The 25,915-nt window shown below is 72.4% G+C and carries 21 protein-coding genes and 1 tRNA gene; 13 read left to right on the top strand and 9 right to left on the bottom strand.

What is annotated here, in order from left to right:
* Positions 1-74 precede the first annotated feature (74 nt).
* From WME82_RS21795 to WME82_RS21785, 3 genes are all read left to right on the top strand, one after another.
* Entirely contained in the window at positions 75-1,436 is a 1,362-nt protein-coding gene (locus tag WME82_RS21795) for a glutamine synthetase family protein (RefSeq protein ID WP_438044356.1), read from the top strand.
* Positions 1,433-2,587 (top strand): iron-containing alcohol dehydrogenase, encoded by a 1,155-nt coding sequence (locus WME82_RS21790; RefSeq protein ID WP_437747398.1) that lies wholly within the window; start codon positions 1,433-1,435, stop codon positions 2,585-2,587. Before WME82_RS21795 ends, WME82_RS21790 begins: the two co-directional genes overlap by 4 nt.
* Positions 2,588-2,791: 204 nt before the next feature.
* Entirely contained in the window at positions 2,792-3,430 is a 639-nt protein-coding gene (locus tag WME82_RS21785; protein WP_437873290.1) for a sterol desaturase family protein, read from the top strand.
* A gap of 251 nt (positions 3,431-3,681) precedes the next feature.
* On the opposite strand, the gene WME82_RS21780 is transcribed toward WME82_RS21785, so the two are convergent.
* On the bottom strand, positions 3,682-4,002 hold the full coding sequence (locus WME82_RS21780; RefSeq protein ID WP_437747396.1) for a hypothetical protein: 321 nt from the start codon (positions 4,000-4,002) through the stop codon (positions 3,682-3,684).
* A gap of 262 nt (positions 4,003-4,264) precedes the next feature.
* On the opposite strand from WME82_RS21780, the gene WME82_RS21775 reads away from it, so the two are divergent.
* From WME82_RS21775 to WME82_RS21755, 5 genes are all read left to right on the top strand, one after another.
* Positions 4,265-4,801: a hypothetical protein gene (locus tag WME82_RS21775; protein WP_438044355.1), complete on the top strand. Its 537-nt coding sequence runs from the start codon at positions 4,265-4,267 to the stop codon at positions 4,799-4,801.
* Between the two features lie 152 nt (positions 4,802-4,953).
* A tRNA-Gly gene (locus WME82_RS21770) sits at positions 4,954-5,026 on the top strand.
* A gap of 306 nt (positions 5,027-5,332) precedes the next feature.
* Entirely contained in the window at positions 5,333-6,781 is a 1,449-nt protein-coding gene (locus WME82_RS21765; RefSeq protein WP_438044354.1) for a flippase, read from the top strand.
* Positions 6,782-7,113: 332 nt separating this feature from the next.
* Positions 7,114-8,544: a serine/threonine-protein kinase gene (locus WME82_RS21760; protein ID WP_438044353.1), complete on the top strand. Its 1,431-nt coding sequence runs from the start codon at positions 7,114-7,116 to the stop codon at positions 8,542-8,544.
* 146 nt (positions 8,545-8,690) lie between these two features.
* Entirely contained in the window at positions 8,691-9,500 is an 810-nt protein-coding gene (locus WME82_RS21755; protein ID WP_438044352.1) for a hypothetical protein, read from the top strand.
* Here WME82_RS21755 and WME82_RS21750 read toward each other — a convergent pair.
* Both WME82_RS21750 and WME82_RS21745 read right to left on the bottom strand, forming a co-directional pair.
* The gene (locus WME82_RS21750) at positions 9,461-9,724 is read right to left on the bottom strand and encodes a GlsB/YeaQ/YmgE family stress response membrane protein (protein ID WP_437747391.1); all 264 of its coding nucleotides are present in this window, start codon (positions 9,722-9,724) and stop codon (positions 9,461-9,463) included. The two genes, WME82_RS21755 and WME82_RS21750, sit on opposite strands and share 40 nt — an antisense overlap.
* A 488-nt stretch (positions 9,725-10,212) precedes the next feature.
* Positions 10,213-12,057 (bottom strand): serine/threonine-protein kinase, encoded by a 1,845-nt coding sequence (locus WME82_RS21745; protein WP_438044351.1) that lies wholly within the window; start codon positions 12,055-12,057, stop codon positions 10,213-10,215.
* Between the two features lie 252 nt (positions 12,058-12,309).
* On the opposite strand from WME82_RS21745, the gene WME82_RS21740 reads away from it, so the two are divergent.
* Positions 12,310-13,389: a tetratricopeptide repeat protein gene (locus WME82_RS21740; RefSeq protein ID WP_438044350.1), complete on the top strand. Its 1,080-nt coding sequence runs from the start codon at positions 12,310-12,312 to the stop codon at positions 13,387-13,389.
* A 26-nt stretch (positions 13,390-13,415) separates the two neighbouring features.
* Here the strand turns inward: WME82_RS21740 and WME82_RS21735 are convergent, their stop codons facing one another.
* The gene (locus tag WME82_RS21735) at positions 13,416-14,921 is read right to left on the bottom strand and encodes a protein kinase domain-containing protein (RefSeq protein ID WP_438044349.1); all 1,506 of its coding nucleotides are present in this window, start codon (positions 14,919-14,921) and stop codon (positions 13,416-13,418) included.
* 282 nt (positions 14,922-15,203) lie between these two features.
* On the opposite strand from WME82_RS21735, the gene WME82_RS21730 reads away from it, so the two are divergent.
* Positions 15,204-17,735: a hypothetical protein gene (locus WME82_RS21730; protein WP_438044348.1), complete on the top strand. Its 2,532-nt coding sequence runs from the start codon at positions 15,204-15,206 to the stop codon at positions 17,733-17,735.
* A gap of 25 nt (positions 17,736-17,760) precedes the next feature.
* On the top strand, positions 17,761-19,956 hold the full coding sequence (locus WME82_RS21725; protein ID WP_438044347.1) for an ATP-binding protein: 2,196 nt from the start codon (positions 17,761-17,763) through the stop codon (positions 19,954-19,956).
* Between the two features lie 37 nt (positions 19,957-19,993).
* Here WME82_RS21725 and WME82_RS21720 read toward each other — a convergent pair whose 3' ends face one another.
* From WME82_RS21720 to WME82_RS21705, 4 genes are all read right to left on the bottom strand, one after another.
* Positions 19,994-21,181, bottom strand: a complete 1,188-nt coding sequence (locus WME82_RS21720) for a phosphodiester glycosidase family protein (protein ID WP_438044346.1) — start codon at positions 21,179-21,181, stop codon at positions 19,994-19,996.
* 159 nt (positions 21,182-21,340) lie between these two features.
* Positions 21,341-21,829: a hypothetical protein gene (locus WME82_RS21715; RefSeq protein ID WP_438044345.1), complete on the bottom strand. Its 489-nt coding sequence runs from the start codon at positions 21,827-21,829 to the stop codon at positions 21,341-21,343.
* The gene (locus WME82_RS21710; RefSeq protein ID WP_012236567.1) at positions 21,826-22,332 is read right to left on the bottom strand and encodes a hypothetical protein; all 507 of its coding nucleotides are present in this window, start codon (positions 22,330-22,332) and stop codon (positions 21,826-21,828) included. The genes WME82_RS21715 and WME82_RS21710 overlap by 4 nt, the downstream gene beginning before the upstream one ends.
* Before the next feature lie 245 nt (positions 22,333-22,577).
* The gene (locus WME82_RS21705; protein WP_437873277.1) at positions 22,578-23,372 is read right to left on the bottom strand and encodes a hypothetical protein; all 795 of its coding nucleotides are present in this window, start codon (positions 23,370-23,372) and stop codon (positions 22,578-22,580) included.
* A 136-nt stretch (positions 23,373-23,508) separates the two neighbouring features.
* Here WME82_RS21705 and mutY point away from each other — a divergent pair, with 136 nt between their 5' ends.
* Both mutY and WME82_RS21695 read left to right on the top strand, forming a co-directional pair.
* Positions 23,509-24,819 carry an A/G-specific adenine glycosylase gene (mutY, locus tag WME82_RS21700; protein WP_438044344.1) on the top strand — a complete coding sequence of 437 codons (1,311 nt, stop codon included), beginning with the start codon at positions 23,509-23,511 and terminating at the stop codon, positions 24,817-24,819.
* A 381-nt stretch (positions 24,820-25,200) separates the two neighbouring features.
* Positions 25,201-25,356 carry a hypothetical protein gene (locus WME82_RS21695; protein ID WP_020736650.1) on the top strand — a complete coding sequence of 52 codons (156 nt, stop codon included), beginning with the start codon at positions 25,201-25,203 and terminating at the stop codon, positions 25,354-25,356.
* 78 nt (positions 25,357-25,434) lie between these two features.
* On the opposite strand, the gene WME82_RS21690 is transcribed toward WME82_RS21695, so the two are convergent.
* Positions 25,435-25,851, bottom strand: coding sequence for a hypothetical protein (locus tag WME82_RS21690; RefSeq protein WP_437747381.1), 417 nt, complete (start codon positions 25,849-25,851; stop codon positions 25,435-25,437).
* Positions 25,852-25,915 lie beyond the last annotated feature (64 nt).

Below are 25,915 nucleotides of genomic sequence, written 5' to 3'. Positions count from 1 at the left end.
GCGTCGTGCGGTCGTCGCGCGCCTCGCGCGGGCGCTTGCCATGTCGCCCCGTTCCCCTGCTATCGTCGCGGCCCATGACCGCCTCGACCTCCGAGAAGCTCCTCTCCGATCTGGAAGCGCGGGGCATCACCCGCGCCAAGATCGGCGGCTTTGACATCGACGGCATCCTCCGCGGGAAGTACGTCTCCATCGAGAAGCTGAAGAGCGCGCTCAAGAGCGGCTTCGGCTTCTGCGACGTCATCTTCGGCTGGGACATCGCCGACGTCCTCTACGACAACGCGAAGGTGACCGGCTGGCACACCGGCTACCCGGACGCGCACGCCGTCCTGGATCCGAGCACGCTGCGCGACATCCCGTGGGAGCCTGGGACCGTCGCGATGCTCGCCGACTTCCGCGACGAGCGCGGCGGCCCGCACCCCGCGTGCCCGCGCTCGCTCCTCCGGAGCGTCATCGCGAAGGGCGAGCGGATGGGGTTCTCGGCGAAGTTCTCGTGCGAGTTCGAGTTCTTCCTCTTCGAGGAGACGCCGCGCTCGCTGCACGAGAAGCGGTTCGCCGGCCTGACGCCGCTCAGCCCCGGCATGTTCGGCTACTCGTGGGTCCGGGAGGGGCAGAACAAGAAGCTCATGGCCGCCATCCTCGATCAGATGCAGGCCTTCGACATCGAGATCGAGGGCCTTCACACCGAGACCGGACCGGGCGTGTACGAGGCGGCGATCCGCTACGACGACGTGCTCCGGGCCGCGGACAAGGCCGCGCTCTTCAAGGTCGCCATGAAGCAGATCGCCCACGAGCACGGCCTGTCGGTCACGTTCATGGCGAAGTGGAACGCCGATCTCCCCGGCTCGAGCGGCCACCTGCACCAGAGCCTCTGGAAGGACGGCCGGAACGTCTTCGAGGACGGGTCGTCGCCCGACCGGATCCCTCCGGCGCTGCGCCACTACGTCGGCGGTCAGATCGCTCTGATGCCCGAGCTCACGGCGCTCTACTCGCCGACGATCAACGCCTACAAGCGGTACGTGCCCGGCGTCTGGGCCCCGCTCACCGCCAGCTGGGGCGTCGAGAACCGCACGGCCGCGATCCGCCTCATCGGCCTCGGCACGCCCGGCGCGCGCGTCGAGTACCGGCAGACGGCGGCGGACATCAACCCGTACACCGCCATGGCCGCGTGCCTCGGCGCGGGGCTCTACGGCATCGAGAACGGCGTCGAGCCGCCGACGCAGGCCGCCGGGGACGCGTCGTCCGCCGAGTCCTCGCGCCTGTCGCTGCCCCGTACGCTCTCCGACGCGACCCGGATGCTCGCGGGTAGCAAGATGGCCCGCGAGATCCTCGGCGAGAGATTCGTCGAACACTATGTCCTGACGCGCGACTGGGAGGTGCGGCAGTACGAGCGCGCGGTCACGGACTGGGAGCTGAAGCGTTACTTCGAGGCGGTGTGATCATGAGCCAGTTCACGGTTTGGAGCTTTCCCACACGCATTCTCTTCGGCGCCGGCGTCGTCGAGCAGACAGGCGCCGAGGCGCGCCGGCTCGGCGCGGCGAGGGCGCTCGTCGTCACGGACAAGGGCGTCGTCCGCTCGGGGCTGCTCGAGCCCGTCGCCGCTTCGCTGCGGAAGGAGGGCCTCGAGGTGGCCGTCTTCGACGACGTGCTCGGCAACCCCATCGAGAAGAACGTGCACGACGGCGTCGCCGCGTTCCGCGCGGCCCGCGCCGATCTCGTCGTCGCCCTCGGGGGCGGCTCGCCGCTCGACGTCGGCAAGCTCGTGCGCCTCGGCGTGAACCACGATCGGCCGCTCGTCGACTACGACGACGCCACGGGCGGCGATCGCTTCATCACGCCCGACGTCCCGCCGATGCTCGCGATCCCCACGACGGCCGGGACCGGCAGCGAGGTCGGCCGCTCGGGCGTCGTGACGCTCGACGTGAACCACCGGAAGACGGTGATCTTCTCGCCGCACCTGCTCGCGAACGCCGCGCTGCTCGATCCGGTGATGACGCGGTCGATGCCGGCGTTCCTCACGGCGGCGACCGGCTTCGACGCGCTCACCCACTGTATCGAGGCGTACGTCGCGAAGGGCGATCACCCAATGGCCGACGGCATCGCGCTCGAGGGGATCCGCCTCGCCGCCGCGCACCTCTCGCGGGCGGTCACGCACGGCGACGATCTAGAGGCGCGGGGCGGCATGATGAAGGCGGCGATGATGGGCGCGGTCGCGTTCCAGAAGGGGCTCGGCGCGTGCCACTCGCTCGCGCACCCGCTCTCGAGCGAGTGCGGCCTGCACCACGGCCTCGCGAACGCCCTCTGCCTCCCGCCGGTCGTCGAGTTCAACGTCGTCGCGGCCGCGCCGCGCCTGGCGCGCGTCGCGGCCCTGCTCGGCGCTCCCGAGGACGCCGCCGCGTGCGCCGACGCCATCCGCGCCCTGCGCGCCCGGATCGGGCTCGCGGCCGGCCTCGAGAAGGCAGGCGTCCCCCGCGACAAGCTCGACGCGCTGGCCGACCTCGCCGCCCAGGACGCGTGCCACACGAGCAACCCGCGCCCCTGCTCGCGCGACGATCTCCGCCATCTCTACGAGGCGTCCTTCGCGAGCTGATCGCGCGCGCCTGCCCCGGGCCGGGCGCGCCGCGGGGCTCGCGGCGGACGCCGGGCCGACGCGAACGCGTCGCCGCCACGGAAGGATCGCGCCGGCGAGCGCCTGCCGTGACGGGATCATGGTCATTTCCCGGTGTCCAGCGGGCCGTTGGGCGCCGGCCTACCGCTGGCCGACAATGGATAAATGCGGTACCAGGGGTGCACGATGACCGTCACCTCCACCGAGCGCACCGCGCGTCCAGCGACATGCCAAATGTTCGAGACGCCGCTCATCGAGCGGTTTTCGCGGATCCATCCGATCACGCCGTTCGTCTTCTGGCTGCCGGTCTACGGCTATCTGGGCGTGCGCGCCGCCCGGCATGGTGTCGGCCTCCTGACCGGGCTCGGGCTCGTGCTGGTCGGCCTGTTTCTATGGACGCTCGCCGAGTATGTCCTGCACCGATACGTGTTTCACTACGTCGGGCCGCGCCTGTGGCAGCGCCGGATGCATTTCGTTCTCCACGGGGTGCACCATGATTTCCCGCAAGATGCCGACCGGCTGGTGATGCCGCTCGGCGCGAGCATCCCCCTCGGCATCGTGTTCTACACGCTGTTTCGCGTCGTCTTTGGCCCTGTTCCGGCGGATCCACTGTTCATCGGCTTCGGCCTCGGATACCTGGCGTACGACGGTACGCACTATGCCATTCATCACTTCCGGATGAGCTCGCGCTGGGGGAAGTGGATCAAGCGCCATCACATGGTCCATCACCACACGGGAGAAAATGCCCGGTGGGGCGTGTCGTCGCCGCTCTGGGACTGGGTCTTCGGCACAATGGGCACGTCGCAGGCGGGAAAAGGCAGCTGAGCGGGACAGCGGCGCGCTCCGGAGCGCGCCGGCGCTGATCGTCGACAGGGGGGAATGGGCCCGGAGCGCGGCGGGTTGAGGGGCCATGAAGCGGTCGCGCCCGGACGCTCGTGCTTGCGCGGGAGATGCTGCGCAGCAGCGCCGCGCGGGGCGGTGCGGTCGCGACCGCACGGCGCCTGCCCAGGCTCAGGCGCGCGGCGGATGGATCTGCTCGACGCGCGGACCGAGGAGGTCGCGGCGCATCGGGGGCCTCACGGCGAGGAGGTGGTGCCGGGCGGAACGAGCCCTGCCGCAGGCGGTGCGCTCGCCGCAGGCAGCCGCCTCATGGCGCCCGCATCGAAGGTGCGGAGCGTGTTGCGCCCGCAGTAGGGGCACAACCACGCCACGTCGAACCGCTCGAGGTGAGCGTTGATGCTGTGCGCCGGCGCGAGCTCCTTGTCGGCTTCACCGGCGGCCGACCGGCCGCGGGGACTCCGGGTGGCCCACCCGGCGGTGACGTGCCGGTGCTCGTCCAGGGTGGCTGACAGGCTTGCCTGGCACTCGCAAGGAGTGGAGATGAGAAACCGACTCATGCGTGACCGTCCTTCGTAGATGTTTCCGTAGACCTTGCTGGCATGCCGCGTCGCGGCGTGCTTGCGGGCGCCGCGGCTGCGAACCGAGAACCGAGACGAACGAGAACCGACGAACGAGAACCGAGACGAACGAGAACGAACGAGAACCGAGAACCGGCGACGAGGAAAGAAGCGCGCCCTCATATAAAGGTTGGTCAGTTTGAGCTCAAGGGGTGTTAGCCTGGGGCACGGTTGCCTTGGTGTAGCTGAGGAAGGGGAGTCCATGACCGTTCGACGTGCACCTCGTGAGCGCGAGACGCCGCCCTCGGGCAGGTTGCAGGTCGTCGAGGCCCGCCGGCCTGGGCCGCGCTCGGTGCGCGGCTTCAGGATCCTGCTTGCGCACGACGCCCGCGCCGCGACCTGCGACGCGCTCGCCCGCGCGATCGAGGGGGCGCTGACGAACGTCGAGATCGTGGACGCCTCGTCGATCGACGACGCCCGGCTCGCGTCGGCGACCGAACGGTTCGACGCGTGCCTCATCTGCCTGGATCTTCCGCCGGCCCCGCTCGGCGGCGCGCGCCTCGCGAGCGAGCTCGTGGACAGCAACCACCCGGTCGTGCTCGTCACGCGGAGCCTGCGCTGGCTGCCGCCGGACAGGCCCATCCTGCACCAGCTGCCCTGGATCCCGCCGGACGCGGGCACGATCGAGATCTCCAGCGCGATCGCGGCGGCGACCAGCGACTGCGACAGCGCCATCCGCGCGCGCTCGCCGCTGCCGGGCGAGACGCTCGGCGCGCCGGCGCTCCGCGCGCGCCGGTAGCGGCGCGGCTTGGAGAGGGGGCCGAGTCCCGCCTCCGGTCCGAACCGGTCGAACCGGGCGGAGACGTGAAGACGTGAAGACGTCGGGATCGAAAACGAAATGAAGGGGTTGCGAAGCGGCCCCGGATTCGGTAGAAGCTTCCTCCACCTCGCGCGGGACTAGCTCAGTTGGTAGAGCATCAGCTTCCCAAGCTGAGGGTCGCGGGTTCGAATCCCGTGTCCCGCTCCGAGGATCGCCGACCCCCTTTTTGCGCTGGCGATCCTCCTGCACCTCGGGTGCTTCGAGGTTGAGGGACGTCTCGCGTTGGAGCGCCTTTTCAACTGGCGCTTCTTGCTCGAGCGGCATCTCGGACGGCTCGTCGCGCTGAGCTCGGGCGACGGCGCTCGCCGAGCGAGCGCCTGCGCTCGCGCCACCGGGCAGCGTTCGCTGCGCGAGACGGACGCGCTCTGGGGGCGCACGACGCTCGAATCGGGGCCGATCCCGCTGCGCGGACGGCGGTGCCCGACAGCATGGGGACACCGGGAGGTGTTCATGAAGGATGGCCGGCGCATCGCGCTGAACGCGGCGCTGATGCTCCTGAAGCAGGCGATCATGGCCGTCCTTGGCGTCGTGTTCGTCGGCTATCTCGCGCGGAAGGTGGGGGTCGCCGCCTGGGGGGAGTTCCAGGCGTCGCTCGCGATCGCGGGGATCGTCACGATCGCCGCCGGCGTCGGGGTGAGGGGATACCTGGCCCGGGAGGTCGCCGTGAAGCCCGAGCTCGGGCCGCGTCACCTCGGCGCAGCGCTCGCCATCCGGGGCGTGACCGGGACGGTGGTGCTCGGCGCGACCGTGGCCGTCGTGCTGGCGACGCGCTCGGGGCTCGGCGCGCAGCTCATCGTGCTCGCCGCGGCTTCCCAGCTGGCGACGCTGCTCTACTCGACCATGTGGCTCTCGTTCGAGGCCCACGAGCGGTTCCAGTACATCCTGTACGCGGAGCTCGGCGCGCGGCTGTTCGTCATCGCGCTCTCGGCGGCCTTGCTCGCGCTCGGCTTCGGCGTCGTCGCCGCCGCCGTGGCGTTCCTGCTCGGCAACGTGCTGGAGCTCGCCATCACCTCGCACTATCTCCGCGCCCGCCTCTACCGGCCCGAGCTCACGACGCCGCCCGCCGAGCTCTGGCAGATCGCGAAGCGCAGCCTGCCGATCGGCGCGCTCGGGGCGCTCTCGAGCGCGCTGCTCCAGATCGACCGCGTCATGCTCCGCGCCCTCTGCGACGAGGAAGCCGTCGGGGTCTACAGCGCCGCCTTGGTGCTGAGCGAGAACTTCAGGATGCTCCCCGACGTCCTGCTCGGCGCCGCCTTCGCGGCGGGCATGCGCCTCTACGCCCAGGATCGCGACGCGTTCGGGCGCCTCTACGGCGGTTGCATGCTCGTCGCCGCGCTCTTCGGGCTGCCCGTCGCCGCCGGCATCTTCCTGCTCGCGCCGGACGTCATCCAGCTCGTCTACGGAGGGGCGGGCGACTACGCCCCGGCGGCCGACGTCCTCCGGATCCTCGCGTGCGGCGTCCCCGTGACGTTCGCGTTCCAGGTCGTGACGCTGCCGCTGCTCGCGGCGAAGCGCGAGGTCGCGATGGTGAAGCTGCTCGCGCTGGCGCTCGTCGCCGACGTCGCGCTGAACCTGCTCCTCCTGCCGCGCTACCGCGCCATGGGCGCCGCGTGCGCGACGCTGGCCGTGAGCGCCGGCGCGCTGATCGCGTCGTGGGGCATCGCCGCGCGCTGGGCCCACGTCGTGGAGCTCGGCCGCATCCTCGCGGTCCTCGCCGCGACGGCGGTCATGGTCACCGCGGCCTACGTCGCCCGCGTCCTCGCCGGCATGTGGGCGTCGATCGCGGTGGGCGTCGCCGTCTACGCCGTCCTCCTCCTCGCGTTGCGCGTCGTCTCCTTCCGCGAGCTGCGCGCGCTGCTCGCGCGCCGCGTCCGCGCCTCACCCGCCACCGTGGCTTGACCTGCGTTCCATCGCGGGCGGGCCCGGCGCTGCGCGCTCTTCTGCTCCGCTGTGTGGAACACGGGGCCATCGAGTTTTCCGCATTTTCCGCCGGGAGCAGCGCTCGCCGTGGGTCTCTGCGGCTGCCGACATGCGCTCTCATCCGGCGGGATCCACGCAGAACCGCGCGATGCCCATGGCTCGGAGGTGACGCTGCCGCGGCACTTTCCGTGGCATGCAGCGTGAATAGCGAAGGCGCGATGTGGCGGCGCGGGCAAGTCCGGGGGCTGGCCGGGGTGGGGCGACTCCGGCAGTGGATGGCGCGGCGGCCGTCCTCTCTTCGCGCGTTCGGGATGCCGGCGCGAAGCGAGGGGGGCGCGGCAGGGCTGCCGTGGCGCTATCGAGAGATGGACCTGCCCATGGGCGACGGCGGCTATGCGTTGCTCGCGCGCCTGTCGGCAGGCGGCATGGCGGAGCTGTTCCTCGCGTGCCGGCGCGGGCCGGCAGGTATCGCCCACCCCGTCGTCGTGAAGCGTCTTCGCCCCGAGGCGAGGCGAGATCCGTCGATCGTGCGGATGTTCCTCTGGGAGGCCTGGATCAGCGCCCGGCTCCAGCACCCCAACGTGATCCGGTTCCACGACTTCGTCGTTCACGAAGGACGCCATCACCTCGTGATCGAGTACGTCCCGGGCTGCGATCTGGCCGCCGCCGCGCGCTCTCTCTTCGCGGAGGGGCGGCCGTTCCCGCTCGAGGCGGCCATCGAGATCGGCCTGGGCGTGCTGCGGGCGCTCGGGCACGCGCACGGGCTCCGCGACGACGGCGGGAAGCTCGTCGGCCTCGTGCACCGCGACGTGAGCCCGCAGAACGTGCTCCTCTCGCTCGAGGGGGAGATCAAGCTCATCGACTTCGGCGTCGCGCAGATGACGGGGATGAGCGGCATGGAGGAGGCCGGCCCCTTCGGCTCCCCGTGCTCTTCCGACGACGCGGCCCCGTCGAGCGACGGCGGCACGGTGAAGGGAAAGCTCGGCTATGTGGCGCCCGAGCAGCTGCGCGGGCAGAGGGTCGACGCGCGGGCCGATCTCTTCGCGGTCGGCGTGATCCTCTTCGAGCTGCTGACGGCGCGTCGCCTCTTCCACCGCAAGGACGACGGCGCGACGATGGGCGCGGTGCTCTCCGGCGAGGTGCCGGCGATCGCGCCGCTCCGCCCCGCGTGCCCGGCGCTGCTCGAGGAGGCGATCCGGCGCGCGCTCGCGCGCGATCCCGAGGGCCGCTTCGAGACCGCGGCGCAGATGGAAGAGGCGCTCGCCGAGGTGCTCGCCTCGCTGCGCCGAGCGCCGAGCGGCGGCGACGAGCCGAGCTCGAGCGAACGCGGGCTGCTCGCGGGTCAGGAGATCGCCGCGCTCGTGCGCGAGGTCGCGAGCGGGCGCGATCGGCACAGGTCGCTGCTCGTGCGGGGCTGCCGGAGATCCGCCGGGTCTCGCGGGCGCACGGGCCCGCGGCGGATCGCCGCGGGCCGCTCCGGGGACGATCGCGGCGAGGTGACGCCAACGCTGCGCGGGACAGACGCACGCCCCTCTGCGCAGGAAGAAGGGGGCGAGCGCAGCGAGGCCAGGAGCGCTGTCACGCCGGACTGGAGGGACGCGCGCCCGCTGAGGCGCGTTCGACTCCTGCCCTGGCTCGTGATCGCGGCGGTAACCTTCGCCGCAGGGGCGCTCGCCGGCAGGGCGATCGGCGCGTTCGACGGCGGCGTTGCGCCGGCGAGCCGCGGCGCGCCCCGCGACTGACGAGCGCTCCAGCGCCGGCGCCGCGGCGCGGAGAGCCGCGAGACCTGGGAGATCTCCATTCGGCGCCGCGGTCGTGAGGCGCCGAACGCGAACGGCCGTTGGTGTTGGCGCGGATAGCGACGGGCTCGCTAGCCTTGTCCGGCCTGATGCCCGTCCGGAATCTCCTGAGCCGTTCCTTCCCGATCGCCGCGCTGGCTGTCCCTCTCCTCGCGAGCTTCACAAGCAGGAGCGCGCTGCCGTGCCCGGTCGCCGGTGCGCCGGCGGAGCCGACGGAGCTCGGCGCGGCCATCGAGCGGCAGCCGATCTGTGTCGGATCGACGGTCGCGAGCGTGGGCGAGCTCGGCGACGTCCTGTACTACCGCAGCTCGGTCGGAGAGCACGGCGAGGTCTCCGTCGGTTATTACGCGTTCTTCTCGGAGGAACGGCCGTGGGGCAACAACTGGCTGACCTGGACCGTGCTGCCCGCGCTCGCGGTGGACCTCGTCTACACGCACGCGCTGCTCTTCGCTCCGGGAGTCCAGCGCGCCGTCTACGGCAAGGGCGATGTCGAGGGGTTCAGGATCGTCTACAGCGTTGGCGAGGGGGGGCGGCTCACCGCCAAGCACGGCGCAGCGGACCGCGATGATCACGGCGAGGTGCAGCTCGATCGCTCGGATCTGCTCTCGATCGATCCCGAACGCCCTACCGTCTACTCGCGGTGGTGGAGCCACCAGCTCGGCGGGCGGGGCGCGGGGCCGGGCGATCTCGTCTATCACCGCTGCTTTGGCGCGGGCGCCATCCGGCCGCTGCCGCCGGAGGTCGCGCTCGATTTCCGCCTGGATCGGCGCGCCGCGCCGGCCCGCGTGGTGCCTGCCGCCGCGCTACTCGGGCAGCTCTCTGCCTCGCGGCGGGGCGAGCCCGTCGATGGCGGGAGCGCTCAGGGCCTCGTCGCTCGCCGGCCGATCGTCGCGTTGTAGATGGCGAGGATGACGATGGCGCCCAGGATCGACGTGAAGAAGCCGCCGCTCGACTGATACGACGGATAGAGCCCCAGCGCCCGGCCGACGAAACCGCCAAGCAAGGAGCCGGCCACGCCCAGCAGCGCTGTGACCACGAAGCCAGCCGGGTCGCGGCCAGGGGTCAGCAGCTTGGCGATGACGCCGACGATGAGGCCAAACAGGATCCACAACAGCACGGACATGGTTCGCTCCTCTCGACACCGCGTGACGCCGAGGCCCGTTCTCCCGCGTCGACGTGGAGGCCAGCGTCCAGCGTTTCGTCCGGCTCAGCGTCTGCAGACGACGTGCCGCGCGCGGTGAGCTCCGTTCGCACCGCCATGAAGCGGAGACCCGGTGGCCGGCGTGAACTGCGTCGCCATCGGCGCGCTGCGCTGGGCATCGGCTGTACATCGGCGCGCAGCGGCGCGCGCGAGATCGAGGATCGTGGCGCGCTCGGCGCGCTCGGGGCGCGGGGTGCGCGCTTCGTTCGCACCGCGCGCGCCTCAGCCCTCGCCGTCGGTCTGCTTGTTGTCGTTCCTCGATCGCACCGAGCTCGATCCGGGCGTCGCGTGGACAGGCGCTGGCGCGTCGCCCGGGCCCGTTGGCTCGCCGTGTCCCGCTGCGTACCCGCGCCCGCAACGCGCGCACACGAGCAGCGCCGCGGATCCGGCGTGCGGCCCGGCTGGGGCGTTCACCGTGGCGGTCTCGCAGGGCACGTGGGGTCCGGCTCCGGGGCGCGCGCCGGCCATGCGCGCCCCTCGGCGGTGGGGGGCGCCTCGCCGTCGCGCTCTGGGGATGGCGAGGTGAGCGTGGCGAGCGCGGCGCTTGCAGCGTTGAAGAGCAGGCACAGCGATCCGCCGAGCACCGTGGCAGCGACGGTGCCGATCACGACCGGAGCGAGACGCCCGCGCCGGCGTCGGCGCAGCGCGACCAGGCTCCGCGATCCGCTGGATCGGTGCGCTCGAAGCAAGAAGAGGGGCTCGAGCGCCGGACTGCGCTGGGCGCTGGCCGGAGCGTGCGCGGGAGGCGACGCCTCGGCGGGCGGGGGTACTGCGTCCGCCGGCGGCGCGCCATCCGGCGCCGGGGGTGAGGCCGCCTCGACGAGCGCAGCCGGGGGACAAGGCGTGGAGCGATGGCCGACCCACGTCGGAGCGGACGAGTCGTCTCGCCGCGTGGTCGGCGGAGAGCAGGGCCGATCGAGGTGCGCGCTCTCCGGCAGAGACGGCGAGCGATAGCCCACCCATGTCGAGGCTCCCGCGGAGCGCGCCGCGGCGGCGTCCTCCGCGGAGGACCTCCAGCGCGACGAGGACGCCGTCGCTGGGCGCGCGCTCTCCGAGGGGCGCGGAGAGCGGCTGAGCGCGGCGTGCTCGTCGGAGGCGGAGCGCGCCCGGCGAAGCGCGATGTGCCCGAGCGCCTCGCGCAGCGCGCGCGCGCTCTGCGGGCGATCCTCTGGATTTTTGCGCAGGCACTGGAGGATCAGCGCCTCCAGATCCGGATCGAACGCCGGATGGAGCGCGCTCGGTCGGGGTGGCGGGGACTCGACGTGCGCGGCGGCGAGCGCGACGGGCGTCGGGCGCTCGAAGGGGAGCCGCCCCGTCGCCATCTCGAAGAGCAGCACGCCGCACGCGTAGACGTCGCTCCGCGCGTCGACACGCTGCCCTGCGGCTTGCTCCGGGCTCATGTAGGCGGGGGTTCCGATGACGAGCCTGCCGCCGTCCTCGTCGGGCGCGGGGAGCAGGGGCGAGCCGCCGAACGCGCCGGACCGGTCGTCGTGGAGCAGCTTCGCCGTCCCGAAGTCGAGGAGCTTCACCTGCTCGAACGGCGCCCCGTCGTCGTCGATGCGGGGCACCAGGCGGATGTTCTCGGGCTTGACGTCCCGGTGGATGACGCCCGCGTCGTGCGCGTGCTGCAGCGCGGAGCACAGCTGGCGCATGATCGAGACGATGCGCTCCGGGGGCAGGATCGGCGCGGCGTTCAGGAGATCGATGAGGTCCTCGCCGTCGAGGTGCTCGGTGACCAGGTACCACAGGCTGGGCGGGGTCGCCTCGTGTCCGTCAGCGCTCGCGCCGAGCGCGCCGTGTAGACTCACCGGCTCGCAGCCGAAGTCGAGGACGCGCACGATGTTCGGGTGATCGAGCCGGCTCGCCGCCAGCGCTTCGACATGGAACCTCAGCACCGCGTCTCCGGCGCGGACGCCGCCGGAGCGCGACCGCTCGTCGGAGCGCGACCTCTCGCTCACGCCGCTCGATCCTCGGTGGACGGCGCCATCTGCGCGCGGCGACGCGGCGACGCGCGTCGTGCAGACGCGGTGGCTCGCTCTTCGGCCCACGCGCGGCGCGGCGACGCGCTCGTGGATGACCTTCACCGCGCACGCGCGCCCGAGCCCGAGGTGCCGCGCGCGGTAGACGCGCCCCATCGCGCCGGCGCCGATCATCTGCTCGACGAGGTACCGCCCCCCGAGAAGGCGTCCCCTGAGGAATCGCTCCGAGGACGGGAGTCCCGCGTCGAGGGGCGCGGAGGCGCGGAGGCAATCCATGGCGCGTTCCACGCAGCAGAATGGGTGCCATCGCGCTGTGCGGACGGTTCACAGCGGCCGCGACACGGAGCGTCGGGCGCGGCCGCGCCGCGGGCGCCCTGCGCCGGCGCTCGCGGCGCGGCTCCGAGCGGCCCGCGCGCCGCGCGCATTTCGCCCGGGAAAACCCCGCCTCCGCCCGGGCAGCGGCGCCGCGAGGGCTGATTTGTTCCGTTGTCGACGGCGTGTGATAGCGTGGCGCGCGAGGAGGCCTGAGTGCTCTTGAGACGATGCGTTCCGTTCGCTGCGGCGCTGTTCCTGCTGCTCCCGACAGGCGAGGTACTTGCGCAGTCGGACCAGGACAGAGCAGCGGCCCGGTCGCTGGCCACGCAGGGCGCCGAAGCGTTCACGTCCGGCCGCTTCGAGGAGGCGATCGATCTGTTGGGTCGCGCCGAGGCGCTCGTGCACGCTCCGACGCACCTTCTGCTGATGGCGCGCGCACAGGTGCGCCTCGGTCGCCTCGTCGCTGCGAAGGAGACCTACCTGAGGATCGTCCGTGAGGAGCTCCCGCCCACCGCGCCGTCTCCCTTCAAGAGGGCGCAGCAGGACGCGAGGGAGGAGCTCGCCGGGATCGAGCCCAGGATCGCGTCGCTGCGCATCGCGCTGGAGGGCTCCGCCGGCCGGAAGATCGGCGTGAAGCTGGACGGCCAGCCGGTCGCGGACGCGCTGCTCGGCGTGCATCGCCCGATCGATCCGGGGAATCACGTGGTCGTCGTGGTTCCGCCGGGCCTCGCGCCGATCGAGCAGGGGGTGACCATCGGCGACGGCGAGCGGAAGGAGCTGAAGATCCCGGTCCCGGAAGGCCCGGCCGTGGTCCCCCCGCCGGGAGGCTCGGTCGAAGGGCAGGGCACCTGGGGCGGTGGGCAGACCGAGGTCCCCCCTGTCGCCCCGCCTGGCACCCCGGAGCGAAAGACGAACGCGGTGGTGCTGGGTGGAGGCATCGCGGCCACGGCGCTCGGGCTCGGCGGTGTCGTGGTGGGCTCGGTGTTCCTGGCCAAGAGCAGCGGGACGCAGAAAGAAGCGAACGACCTCAGCGCCGCGCGTGGGTGCGAATCGCAGAGCATTGCCGGCGCGGAGTGCGGCCCGGCGATCCAGGCCCAGATCAAATCGCTCGACGCCGATGCTGCGTCACAGCAGACGATCGGTGTGGTCGGTCTCGTCGGGGGCGGCGTGCTGCTCGCCGGCGGCGTGACGCTGCTCGTACTGGAGCTGACGTCCAAGCCGGAGCCCTCGAGCTCCGCCTGGATCGCCCCCTACGTAACGCCGACCGGGCTCGGGGTGCGCGGCGCGTTCTGATCCGAGCGCTCTGCGTGGCGCCGGTGTCAGTAGCCGAAGTCGCCCGGTACCCCCGGCTTTTGCGGCTTCTGGGGCGACGTGCTCGGCTTCGTCGACGGCGTCGTCTGCGGCGGCTTCGTGACGGGCAGCGGCTTCGTCTGAGGAGGCTGTGGGCGCGGCGGGAGCGGCTTCACCTGGGCCGAGGAGGCCGTCGGCGCCGCGACGGGCTCGGCGGTGACGGGCGGAGCGGGCCCTGCGGCCGTGGCGCTCGCGGTGACGATCGGCTCGGACGGCGGGGCGGTCGGCGGTGCGGGCGGAGGGGGCGAGGGCGCCGGGATGGCGGTCGCGCTGACCGCGCTCGGATCCGCGGTCGCCGCGCCCGTCGTCCCGCTGTGTCCGAAGGCGAGCCAGACGGCGACGCCCGCGCCGAACAAGCTGGCCGCCCCGGCGATCGCGGCGAGGAGCGGCATCCTGGACGGCGGGCGCGTCGAGCGGCCCGTGACCCCTGACGAGGCGCCCCACGAGTTCGCCGTCAGCTGCGGCGTCTGGCCCATGCCGGGCACGGCCGGCCCATTCTGGCCACCCCACGGCGGCTCGGTGCGGGTGGGCGGAGGGGTGGCCGTCTCGGGCTGGGACGGCAGCGACAGCCGGGGGAAGGACGTCCGTCCCGTGGTCAGCAAGGCCAGGCTGGGCCGCGCTGCGGCCCAGGCGAGGAGCGCGTTCTTGAACTCCGCGCAGCTCTGGAAGCGGCCCCCCGGCTCGCGCGCCATCGCCTTCTGGATGATGCCGGAGAACTCGGCGTCGAGGTCGGGCACGAGCTGCTGGGGCAGGGGGGCCGGCTCGAGCACGATCTTGAAGAGCAGCTCGTTGAAGGTCGCCGCATCGAACGGCACCTGACCGGTCGTCGCCTGAAAGAGCAGAACGCCCATGGCGTAGATGTCGGTCCGCTGATCCACGGGGCTGGAGCCGCGCGCCTGCTCGGGCGACATGTAGTACGGCGTCCCGACCACCGCGCCCGTGCGCGTCATGCTCATCTCCGCGCCGGCGAGCGGCGAGAACTTCGAGACGCCGAAATCGAGCACCTTCACGAAGTTGCTGAGGCCGGCCTTCGACGGGATGACGAAGATGTTGTCGGGCTTGAGATCGCGGTGGATGATCCCCGCGGCGTGCGCGGCGCCGAGCGCCTCGAGCACCTGCACCATGATCGGTACGGTGACCTCGGGCCCGAGCCGCCCCATCCGCTCGATCTTGGCCCCGAGGGTCTCTCCCTCGAGGTACTCCATGACCATGTACCGCGTGCCGTCCGGCAGCACGCCGAGGTCGAGCACCTCGCAGATGTGATCGGAGCCGATGCGCGCCGCGGCCTGGGCTTCGCGCTCGAAGCGCGCGACGGACTCGGCCTGGCTCGAGATGTTCGCGTGCAGCAGCTTGATGGCGACGCGGCGCCGGATGCGCACGTTCTCGCCCTCGAAGACCGCGCCCATGCCCCCCTGGCCGAGCAGCCGGACGATCCGGTACTTGCCGTCGATGATCTCGCCGACCAACGGATTCATGACAGCGTTCCCGGTCCGGAGAAGCAAATCACGCCGCCAGGCTAGCACGGTCGCCCGAGGCCGGCCTACGCCCTCGCAGGGCGACGACGGGCGTCGCCTTCACCCGCCGCCGTGCGGCGTGGACGCCCCACACGAGGATCGATGGCGTGGGCGCGCGGCCGCCCGAGCGCCTGAGCGCCTGAGCGCCTGAGCGCCTGAGCGCCTGAGCGCCGGACAACGAACGCCCCGCTCCCGCGATCCCCGGGCCGGCGCAGGGGATCTTCGTGATAATGTCGCCCACGTATGCCGGTTTACGAGCTGTCCGTCGATGGTGCGCTGGTTCGCGAGGCGGAGAAGATCGTCTCCCTCGAGGGCCGCGCGTTCCCGACGCTCGTCATGCGCTGGGAATCGCGCCTCTTCGACCAACCTTGGCTCACGACGCTGGTGCTCGATTACGTGATCGCGTTACCGCCGCTCATCGTCGGGCAGGCGACGTTCAACGAGGTCAGGATTGCCGCCTTCACCGGGGGCGCCGGCACGAAGTTCATGTACTTCGGCACCGAGATGAGCGCGAGCGTGCCTCGCATCGCGCCCGAGATGGAGAACACGATCGCCCCGACCGCGCTCTACCAGGAGTTCCGCCTGGACGAGCAGGCTTGCCCGATCCCCTATCTGAAGCTGATCCAGGTCAGTCCGCGCATCTACGGTGAAGGGCTCCAGAACTACTACTCGCCGCCGATCAAGGTCGAGCGCTACGACGGGGTGGCCTCGTCGGAGCACATCGCGGACTTCTTCCCGAAGGTCGTGGCGAACCTCGATCCGGTGAAGGGGACGACGCTGGTCGATCCCGCGCAGGGCTTCTGGACCGGCGCGCGCTTCCTCGGCGCGACGTCCATCGCCATCCTACGACAGGGCCGCGTGGTCGGGCTGCACCGCCGCACTGGAAAGACCGACAAGGACCCGATCCCGCCCGAGGTGAAGCGGCGCGATCCGCGGCTCGACGTGCGCTCCGACTGGGTCGCCGTGGACGTCGGCGCGGCGTCGACGGTCGTCGCCGTCCGGGGCGAGCGCGGGGGCGCCGAGTTCGTCCGGATCGGCGCCGACGCGCCGCTCCGGGTGTCTGCCGACAACGAGAACCCGAGCGAGGTGGCGTTCGAGGCGCTGGCCCGGACGACGAAGGCCTGGCGCGATCGGGTGATCCTGCCCATGACGCGCTGGGGCGACGTGCTCGTCGGGCACGCAGCGCGCGACACGCGCCTCCGGCCGGGCGCCGACGTCCACGAGCGCGCCGCGGCCTCCCTGCCGGCCCTCCCGCTCCTGCGCGAGCGGACCGAGCGCGGCGAGCCGTTCCGCCTCCGGGGCAGGAGCGACCCCGACACGACGGAGGCGCTGAAGAAGCCGGCGCCGCCCATCATCGACGAGGAAGGGATCGGCGCGCACGACCCGTTCGATCCGCTGGAGCTCTACGCGTACTACGTCGGCCTGCACCTGAACCAGCGCTCGCGGGGGCTCTCCACGCGCTACGCGATCACGATGCCGACGGGCTGGTCGCCCGAGCGCCGCGAGAGCGTGCTCGTCGCCTTCCGCCGCGGCATGTTCCGGAGCCTGCCCGCGGGCCTCTGCGAGTACCACGACCTCGACGGCCTGCAGGTCGTCGACGGGGGGCCGTCCGCGATCGCCTATGCGGTCCAGGCGTTCCGCATGTTCGGGATCCAGCCGCGGGACGGCGGCGTCCCGTTCTGCGTCATCGACGCCGGGGCCAGCGAGGCGGGGCTCGCCTTCGGCATCCTGCGGAGCGCGAAGGCGCACGAGGCCGCCCAGGGGCTGGAGCGGATGGTCGAGTACCTCGAGCCCACGGCGATCCCCTGGCTCGGGGGCGAGCGGCTCCTCCACCGGATCGCCTACAGGGTGTACTCGTCCAGCCAGGCCGCGATGCGCGATCGCCGGATCCCCTTCGAGCGCCCGCCCGAGGAGGAGCCGATCGACGGCGCGGAAGATCTGCTCGCTCCGTCCCCCGATGGGCGCGCCAATGCGTGGGCGCTCAAGGAGCTGCTGCGGCCTCTCCTCGAGGGGGGGCCGAGCGCGCCGGTCGCGGATCGGCTCTCGCTGGTCGGGCTCGACGGGGAGCCGGTCGTCGTGCCGCTCTCGATCGATCGCGGCGAGCTGGGCGGCGCGATCGACGCGTGGTTCCGGGACGGGGTCGAGGTGGTCCGCCGGCACCTCGAGGGCGCGGTGGCGAAGATCGGGCGCGAGCCGGATCCTTACCAGGGGCTCAGGATCCTGCTCGGCGGGCGCCTCGGGATGAACCAGCGCTTCGCGGAGCTGCTCGCCGGCGTGCTGCCGGCGGGCGTGCAGGTGCACCGCTTCAAGGAGCCGGACAAGGCCAACCTGGGCGCGCCCACCGTGAAGATGGCGGCCGCGCTCGGCGCGCTGTCGCTCCGGTTCGATCGGATCGGGGCCACGCTCCGCGCGGAGAAGCGCGACGCGTTCCGCTACCGCGTCGGGCGCGCCCGCCACGGGCAGCTCGCCGACGTCCTGGATCCGTCCGTCGACTACGACGTCTGGCGGGAGGTCGGCGCTTGCTTGAAGCCCGAGGTCGAGCTCCTGTTCATGGCCGCCGACGACGAGGGGGAGGTCGCGGCGGACGATCCGCGCGTGCGCCGCGCGGTCTGCGCGCTCGGGCGCGGCGCCGTCGGACAGCGGCTCTATGTCCGGGCCGTCGGGCCGGCCCGCGCGGAGATCAGCGTGGGGCCGCCCGGCGGTGAGCCGGCCTCCGGCGCCGTCTGCTGGACGGTCCACCTCGAGAGCGGCGCCGCAGAGAAGACCGGCGGCTGAGCGCATGGGGGCTCCGCGGCTTCACGTGCCACACGACGATCTCGATCCCGAGGGACAGGTCCACGCCGGTGCAGCGCCAGGCGGCCTGGCCGAGGTCCATCAGGCCGAGGCCCGGCTGGCCGCGCACCTCGCGACGACGAGCGCGCTGTGCGAGGCGGCCTCGCTCGCGGAGGCTGCTCCGCGCGTGCTCGCCGCGCTGATCGACCACCTCGGCTGGGACGTCGCCGCGCTCTGGCTCGCGGAGCCGGAGCCGAGCGCCGCGGGCGACGAGCCGCGGTCCGCGGCGAGAGCGAGCGCGCTCCGCTGCGTCGAGGCCCGGTCTGCGGCGCACGGCGATCGCGAGGCGCTCGCGGAGGTGCTCCGCCAGGGGCCGACCCTCGCCGCCGAGTCCGATCTCGTCGGCGAGGCCTTCCAGCGCGGCGCGCCGGTGTTCCGCGCCAGCGTGGGCGGCGTCGTCGACGTCGACGACGTCGACGAGCATGCCGCGCGCGCGCCGGGCTGGGAGCGCGCGGCGTGCGCCGTCCCGATCCCGTGCGGCCCCCGCGTCGCCGGGGTGATCGAGCTGAGGAGCCGCGCCCCGCACCGCGGCGACGAGCAGCTGCTCCGCGTCCTTGCGTCCGTGGGCAGCCAGATCGGGCAGAGCATCGAGCGGTGGCGCGCCGAGCGGGAGGGCGCGCGCGCCGCGGGCGAGCTCCGCGCGCTATTTCACGCCATCCCCGATCTCTGCTTCCGCCTCGACGCCGAGCTGCAGATCGTCGACTACAACCAGCCGCGGCTCTCCGAGCTCCACGTCGCGGCAGAGGCGCTGTCGGGCAAGCGCATGACGGAGGTGCTCCCCCTGGAGCTCGGGGAGCGGCTCGAGCGCGCGAGCCAGGAGGCTCACGAGGCGGGCGCCGTGGTCGCGCTCGAGCACGCCGTCGCGAGCGCCGGCGGAGAGCGGCACGTCGAGGCGCGGGTGATGCCGTTCCTCGAGGGGCACGTCCTCGTCCTCGTCCGCGACATCACCGAGCGGCGGCGCACCGAGGAGGCGCTCCGGCAGCGCGAGGAGCGCTCGCGCGAGTCGCAGAAGATGGAGGCGCTCGGCCGGCTGGCCGGCGGCATCGCGCATGACTTCAACAACATGCTCATGGTGATGCTCGGCTACGGCGAGCTCCTCATCCGCCGCCTCGGGCCCGACAGCGCGCTGCGGCGCGACGCCCTCCAGGTCACGAAGGCCGGGGAGCGCGCCGCGGCGCTCACGCGGCAGCTCCTCGCGATGAGCCGCCGCAAGGCGCTGCAGCGCGAGGTGCTCGACATCAACGCGGTGGTGCTCGACATGCAGACGATGCTGCAGCGCCTCATCGGCGAGGACATCGACCTGCAGACGAACGTCGGCCGGGATCTCGGCTCGATCAAGGTCGACAAGAGCCAGCTGGAGCAGGTCGTCCTGAACCTCGTCGTGAACGCGCGCGACGCGATGCCGAGGGGCGGCAAGCTCGTCGTCGAGACCTCCCTGGGCGAGCCTGGCGAGAGCCCAGCGGCGAGGTCCTTCGCGCCAGCGGAGCGGGACGACGACGACGCGCCCGCCGCTGGAGGCCCCCCCTACGTCGTGCTCTCGGTGACCGACAGCGGCAATGGGATGGATCACGACACGCTCTCGCACCTGTTCGAGCCGTTCTTCACGACGAAGGCGCGAGGCAAGGGCACGGGGCTGGGCCTCGCCACGGTGTACGGGATCGTGAGCCAGAGCGGCGGGCTCATCGAGGTCGAGAGCGAGCTCGGGCGCGGCACGACGTTCCGCGTCTACCTCCCGCGCGTCGAGGAGCGCGCCGAGGTGGCGCCCGCTCGCGCGCGGCCGTCCCCCGTGGGCGGCGACGAGACGGTGCTCGTCGTCGAGGACGACGACGCCGTCCGCAAGCTCATCGTCGATGTGCTCGAGCGGCGCGGCTACGGCGTGCTCTCGGCCGCGAGCGGTGAGGAGGCGCTGGCGATGCTCGCGCGGGAGGGGGAAGACGCGGTGGATCTCCTGCTCACCGATCTCGTGATGCCGGGCATGAACGGCCGCGAGCTCGCCGAGCGCGCCGTCGCGATCCACCCGCGCGCCCGCGTGCTGTACATCTCCGGCTACGCCGAGGACGTCCTCGCGGGCGCCGAGCCCGATCGCGAGCTCGCGCTGCTGCAGAAGCCGTTCACCCCCGAGACCCTCGCGCAGCGCCTGCGCGACCTGCTCGATCGCCGCTAGGAACGCGCGCTCTTCCGGGCGCGGCGAGGGCCGGTGGTCACCGCCCGCCGCGCTCGAGGACGTCGCTTTCGGGCGCCGGATCGGCGATCCCGAGCGGCGCCGACGGCCGACGGCGTCGCAGGTAGAAGAAGTCGCGCTGCGCCGGCTCCGCGACGTACTCCTCGGGCTTGAACTGCACGTCCGGGATCAGCGCCGAGCTGGCGCGCGGACCCGCGCCGTCCGCGCCGCGAGCGTACAGGAGGAAGCGCGGGTAGGCGTGGTTGACGTCGAGCTCCGCCACGTCGTGCGCGCCCGCGGCCTTCATCCCGCGGGCGAGGCTGCGGGCCGTGACGGCCTCGCCGAGCCCGTAGAAGAGCAGCTTGCCCGTCGCGTCGACGCCGAGCGCCGAGCGCCGGATCACCGTCTCGCCGCTCACCGTCGCGCCCCAGTCCCGGTTCGAGTCGTACAGCGCATGGTGGAGCTCGCCCTGCTCGACCAGGCAAGGCGGCGTCTGCCGGTACGCGGCCATGCGGGCCTCGCCGTCGCGCAGCTCGGGCCAGGTTCGGATCCGCACCGCGCCGCTGCGGTAGAGCGCGATCGTGCACGCCCTGTCGCGCGGCGGCAGGAACGTGTCGCCGTCGAGCATCATCCCGTAGTGGCCGTGCATCGCCTTGAAGCCCCCGTTGAAGGCGGCGACGAGCTCCGCGGCGTGGCCTCCTGGCACGAGGCCAGGGCGCCGCTCTGCCGGGATGTCCGGCGAGAACGGCTCCTTCGTGCCCGCGACCAGCCGGAGGTCGACGCGCCCGAGATCGATCGCCACCACGGCGATGGCCGCGAACACGCGCTTCGGGTCGGGGTGCACGACGCTCTTCCAGAGCACCTGCGCCTCGCCGGGCCGGGCGGCGCTGTCGGCGATCGGCGTCCAGACGCCGTCACCCGTGGCCGCGACCTCGGGGAAGGGCGGCTGGAACGAGGCGGGCGACGTGACCGTCTCCGCCTCCGGGCCCTCGGCGCTCTTCACGGCCTCCGCGGCGGCGGGCGGGGGCTCCCAGAAGGTCTTCGGGGCCGCGTGGCGGTGGATGGTCCGGTTCAGCCGATCGGCGACGCCGTAGGCCACGTCCTCGGCCCACGCGACAGGCGCAGGGCCGACCACGGCGCGTACGCCGTCGGCGAGGGCCGGGCCGAAGCCGCGGACCTCGTGGATGCCGTACCAGAGCGCCTCGACGGCGATCGCGCAGATCGCCACGCAACGCAGCGCGCGCTCGGGCAAGCGAGCGCGGGATCGCCGCCCGCGCAGGGACCCGCTCGCAGAAGGGGGCGAAGGGTTGTCCAAGGCGATACCGAGGCTACCCGATCGCGCGGGCAGCCCCAAGTTTCGGGCTTCGAGCGAGCGCGGCGGCGCTCGTTACGGCTGCCCGTGCGCCATCGTCCGAGGGCCATCCTTGAACAGGATCTCGATCTTGCCCCGATCGATGACCTTCGCGACCACGCCGTCGCCGAACTTGCTGTGGTGGATCAGCTCGCCCTCGCCGAAGGTCAGCGTGACGCGGTACGGCTTGAAAGCCCCGGACGGCTTCCCCGCGATGGCGCGCTCCCACGCGAGCGTCTGATCGCGCTCGGCGCGCTGGGCGGCCGTGAGGCGCTCCGTGCCGCCGCGCGGCGAGCTCGACGCCGCCCGCGGCTCGCTGCTGCTCCGAGCGGTGGCGCGCGCCGCCGCGCGGTTCTCCCGCTCGCTCTTCGGCTGGCGGTAGAGGTGGTGCGACATGCATGTCTTGCACTCGACCTTCTTCACCACGTCGCCGACCATCGCGATGATCCGATGGGTAAGATCGAGGCGGCACTTGGTGCACCAGGCGTCGACTTCTCCGCCCGTCCTAAGCTTTTTCGTCGTCACTTCTCCTCACGGCGCCGGTCTCGCCCGGTCTCTTTGCTTCGGTCTTTGACGTTCACCTGAGCGGTGACCTCCGGCTTCGGCAACCCGGTCCTCGGCTCGTCCTGGCTGTCGTCTCTCTTGGCCGCTTCGTTGGGAATGAAGCGGATCTCGGTCTTGATCTCGAAGGAGAGCTTCGTCAGCACCTTCGTGATCTCGTCCGCGAACTGGGTGTGCTCGAGCACATCCCGGATCTCCTTCGCGACGACCCGGTAGAGACCGTTCTTGGTCTCGTCGATCTGGGTATAGAGGTAGTGGAGGACCTCTTTGGGCAGCTTGAGGTCGCCCACGAAGTGTCGGAGGTTCTCGGGCCCCTCGCTGAGCTTGTCGATGCCGCTCTCGACGGCCCGCTCGACCACGCGCTTGAAGATCTCCGGGATAGCGCGCTCGAAGAGGCGTTTCTTCTCGCCTTCGCCTTCCACCTTGTCCCCTTCGTCCTCGCGGAGCGGCTCGGTGTCGTCGGCCATGGCTCGGGCTCCCCTAGCGGGACGGGGCGGCCACGTCAATGCAGGGGTGCGTGCAGGGTGCCGGCGTCGCGCCATGGTCCATGGATCTGCCGGATTTTGATGACGATGGGGAGCCTTTCGCGCGCGTCCGGCAGACGAGAGAGCTCTGCCTTCGATCTCTCGGCAGCGGACACTGCAGTGACCCGGACGGAAACCGTGGCGCCCGCGATGTCCGTGGATCGGGCGATGGTCGAGGCGGTGCCAGCTCAGAGCTCCTCGTAGGCGTCCGTCTCGTTGTTCATTTCGTACGTCTCGTCCTCTCCCGCTTCTGCTTCCGCTTCCGTGCCGGCGTCGCCTTGGCGCGCTCGTTTGTAGGATTTCAGCATCCAGACCTCCGCTGCGAACCGGCCACTGCCGCGGCGGGCGCTGATCTCCACGGTGGCGTTGTCGTCCTCGAGCGGGCAGAAGGGCCGATCCGGCTGGACGATCGGCCATGCGTCCTCGGTGCCGTCGCTGGCGATCATCGCCCCGCGGCTGCTCCGCACGGCGACGTCCAGGTTGAGGACCCCCGGTCCGCCGACGGCGAACACCCGGTAACATGCGCCCCGGACCGCCTGCAGCTTCTCCGTGACGATCGCGCCGCCTTCGGCCACCTGCCCTTCGATAGGCTTCGGCGAGATCCGGCGCATGCCGTTCTCCGGGCCGCAGAGCAGCGACAGGCGCGTCACGTCCTTCAGCGGATCACCGCTGATCCTGAAGTTCCCATAGCAGCGTACCCAGGGACCGCCGACGCGCACCGGGAGGACCGGCAGATCGAGATCCGTGCGCCCTCCGGCGTCGCCATCGCCCTGTCCCGCGTCGACGTCCGCGAGCCCGCCGGTCCCGATCGTCGCGGCTGGGTGCGGCGGCGCTGCCGAGAGCACGACCGCGGGGCCTGGCTTGCCCTCCCAGGGGCGCGGCTCGTCGCGGCACCCAGGCGCGACGAGCCCGAGGAGCAGCGCGGCGCAGAGGCGCGCTGCCCGAGGGAGCAGCTGGGGTGGGCAGGGGCGCCGGGACGACACCGCGGTCGGCTCTTGCGCTAGAGTCCCGCGCGATGGAAGCGTTTTCTGAGCACCGCGAGCGGCAGCCGCGCAACCTCAGCGATCCGTGCGACCTCGGTGATCCGCGTGGACAGCGCAGAGGCAGGGCCTTTCGCGCGTGAGCACGACGTCCCGGCCGCCCGCGCGCAGCCGTGCGAGCGCAGACCAGCAACCCGCGCGCAGCCGTGCGAGCGCAGACCAGCAACCCGCGCGCAGCCGTGCGAGCGCGGGCGAGGATGATCAGGCGCGGCAGCGCTCCCCGCGCCGCCGCGCCTCGTCCGGTGAGCAGGGCGCTGGCGCCCCTCCGCCCGCAGCGCCGGACCCGGGCGAGCGCGACCGGGAGATCGCGGCCGCCCTCGAGGCCTGGTTCGGCCGCGTCGCGCGCGACCTGCCGTGGCGGAGGACGCGCGACCCCTACGCGATCTGGCTGAGCGAGGTGATGCTCCAGCAGACCCGCGTCGAGACGGTGATCCCGTACTACGAGCGCTTCCTCGCCCGCTACCCGACGGTCTTCGCCCTGGCCTCCGCCGAGATCGACGACGTGCTCTCGCTCTGGAGCGGCCTCGGTTACTACCGCCGCGCCCGCGTGCTCCACCTCGCCGCGCGCGAGGTGACCGCGCGCCACGACGGCGCGCTCCCTCGCGACGTCTCCGCGCTGCTCGCCCTGCCCGGCGTCGGCGCGTACACCGCGGGCGCGATCGCGAGCATCGCGTACGATCAGCCGGTGCCGCTCGTCGACGGCAACGTCGCCCGGGTGCTCTCCCGCATCGAGGGCATCGACGACGACATCCGCAGCGCCTCGGGCACGCGCAAGCTCTGGTCCACGGCCGAACGCCTCGTGCGGGGCTCGGCGGACAGCGTCCATCCCGGACGCTTCAACCAGGCCTTGATGGAGCTCGGCGCCACCGTGTGCACGCCCCGGAATCCCCGCTGCGATGCCTGCCCCGTCGACGGCGCGTGCGTCGCGCGCGCCACGGGGCGGCAGGCGGAGCTGCCGGTGATCGCCCCGAAACGCGACGTCCCGGCGGTCGCGATGGTCGCCGCCGTGGTGCGGTCAGGCGATCGCGTGCTCTTCGTCCGGCGCGCCGAGGGAGGTCTCTTCGGCGGGCTCTGGGAGCCGCCCATGGTCGAGGCGCGCTCGCTCGCGGACGCCCGCGCGCTCCTGGAGCTCGTGGGCGTCGCGCGTGACGCGGCGCTCCGCGAGGTCGGCCGCGTGCGCCACATCCTCACGCACCGGCGCCTCGACGTGACGGTGGCGCGCGCCGAGGTGGCGGCCCCCTGGCGCTTCCGGGCAAAGCTTGCCTCCCCCTACGAGAAGGCGGCGTGGCTCGATCCGGGCGCGCTGGATATCGGCGTTTCCAAGCTCGCGCGAAAGGTCCTGTCCGCGGCATCGGCGCCGGACGCCGGAACGGCGCGAAGACCGCGATGACCGCGCGCGTGCGGGCTGAACGCCTGCGTGCCTCGGCCGTCCGCGAGGCCGGAGACGGCTCGAAATCGAGGTGTTGCGGTGCTCCGGGCGCGCCGCGCTCCGCTGCGGGCGGGGAGCGGCGCCGCTTGCGGCTGAGCCGCAGCGACGCAGCGGCGCGGGCCAGGGCGAAAGCCATATGTCGCCGTGGAACGCCGCGGGCTCCGGCGCTGCTGCGCCAACGTCGTGGCATGGAAGGCGCTTGGTGAGATGACGGGCAGGCCCTCTAGCCTCGCGGCGCCGGCGGTGGCCGGAGCTCGATTCAAGCCTGGGAGCTCAAGCGACATGGATGCGCGACGACGGACCACAGAGACGCTGCCCACGGCGAGCGCACCTGTGCGATCCATGACGGTGATGGCGGACGACGGAGCGCTGTACGTGCTGCCGCTGTGCGAGCGGATCGTGCTCGATGTGCTGGCCTACGAGGACGAAGGCCTGCTGGCCTTCATCCGCATCGACGGAGAGGTGGTGGCGGAGCTGCCCGTGCTCGGTCAGGCGTGACCGGGCCAGACCTCGTCGCGCGCCGTGCGTGACGGCGCGCCGCGACCTCGCGCCGTCACACGCGGCGCGCGCTGCCTGTCAGCCCGCGTGCCGCCGCATCCGCTGGGTCACCGGCTGCTCGTCCTCTGCTTCGGCGTCCGGCTCTACGGACTCGACGTCCTCGTCTTCCAGGAGATAGGGCAGATCGCCGTCGTCGTCGTCGTGCGACATCACGACGTCGCTGACGTCCTGGCCCCTCGTCGCGCCTTCCAGGAACTCCGCTCCGAGGTCGCTCGCCAGATCGGCGGCGGCGTCGGCGGCGTCGGGGTTCACCTCGAACTCGGTGCTGCCGGCGTCGTTCGGGTGGTGGTGGTAGCCGCGGACCTCGTCGTCGAGCGTCGGGATCACGTCGCTGATCTCGCTGCGCGGGTTCACCTTGCCCCGCAGCGGCGGCGCCGCCGCGGCGTCGAGCATGTCGACGAACGGCTCGTCCAGCTCGCCCGCGCCGGCCCACATCGCGGCTTCATGGGCCGGCTTGAGCGGCCTTCCCGGTTCGCTGGGATCTTCTCGTTCTCGACGC

The sequence above is a fragment of the Sorangium sp. So ce128 genome (genome assembly GCF_051525245.1).
Classification (GTDB): Bacteria; Myxococcota_A; Polyangia; order Polyangiales; family Polyangiaceae; genus Sorangium; species Sorangium cellulosum_B.
Note: the sequence above shows the minus strand (reverse complement) of the source record. Positions and strands in the feature narration are given on the sequence as shown.

Coding starts and splice junctions, on each gene's coding strand:
- WME82_RS21795 (WP_438044356.1), top strand. CDS start 75: ATGACCGCCTCGACCTCCGAGAAGCTCCTCTCCGATCTGGAAGCGCGG.
- WME82_RS21785 (WP_437873290.1), top strand. CDS start 2,792: ATGACCGTCACCTCCACCGAGCGCACCGCGCGTCCAGCGACATGCCAA.
- WME82_RS21780 (WP_437747396.1), bottom strand. CDS start 4,002: ATGAGTCGGTTTCTCATCTCCACTCCTTGCGAGTGCCAGGCAAGCCTG.
- WME82_RS21775 (WP_438044355.1), top strand. CDS start 4,265: ATGACCGTTCGACGTGCACCTCGTGAGCGCGAGACGCCGCCCTCGGGC.
- WME82_RS21765 (WP_438044354.1), top strand. CDS start 5,333: ATGAAGGATGGCCGGCGCATCGCGCTGAACGCGGCGCTGATGCTCCTG.
- WME82_RS21760 (WP_438044353.1), top strand. CDS start 7,114: ATGCCGGCGCGAAGCGAGGGGGGCGCGGCAGGGCTGCCGTGGCGCTAT.
- WME82_RS21755 (WP_438044352.1), top strand. CDS start 8,691: ATGCCCGTCCGGAATCTCCTGAGCCGTTCCTTCCCGATCGCCGCGCTG.
- WME82_RS21750 (WP_437747391.1), bottom strand. CDS start 9,724: ATGTCCGTGCTGTTGTGGATCCTGTTTGGCCTCATCGTCGGCGTCATC.
- WME82_RS21745 (WP_438044351.1), bottom strand. CDS start 12,057: ATGGATTGCCTCCGCGCCTCCGCGCCCCTCGACGCGGGACTCCCGTCC.
- WME82_RS21735 (WP_438044349.1), bottom strand. CDS start 14,921: ATGAATCCGTTGGTCGGCGAGATCATCGACGGCAAGTACCGGATCGTC.
- WME82_RS21730 (WP_438044348.1), top strand. CDS start 15,204: ATGCCGGTTTACGAGCTGTCCGTCGATGGTGCGCTGGTTCGCGAGGCG.
- WME82_RS21710 (WP_012236567.1), bottom strand. CDS start 22,332: ATGGCCGACGACACCGAGCCGCTCCGCGAGGACGAAGGGGACAAGGTG.
- WME82_RS21695 (WP_020736650.1), top strand. CDS start 25,201: ATGACGGTGATGGCGGACGACGGAGCGCTGTACGTGCTGCCGCTGTGC.
- WME82_RS21690 (WP_437747381.1), bottom strand. CDS start 25,851: ATGTGGGCCGGCGCGGGCGAGCTGGACGAGCCGTTCGTCGACATGCTC.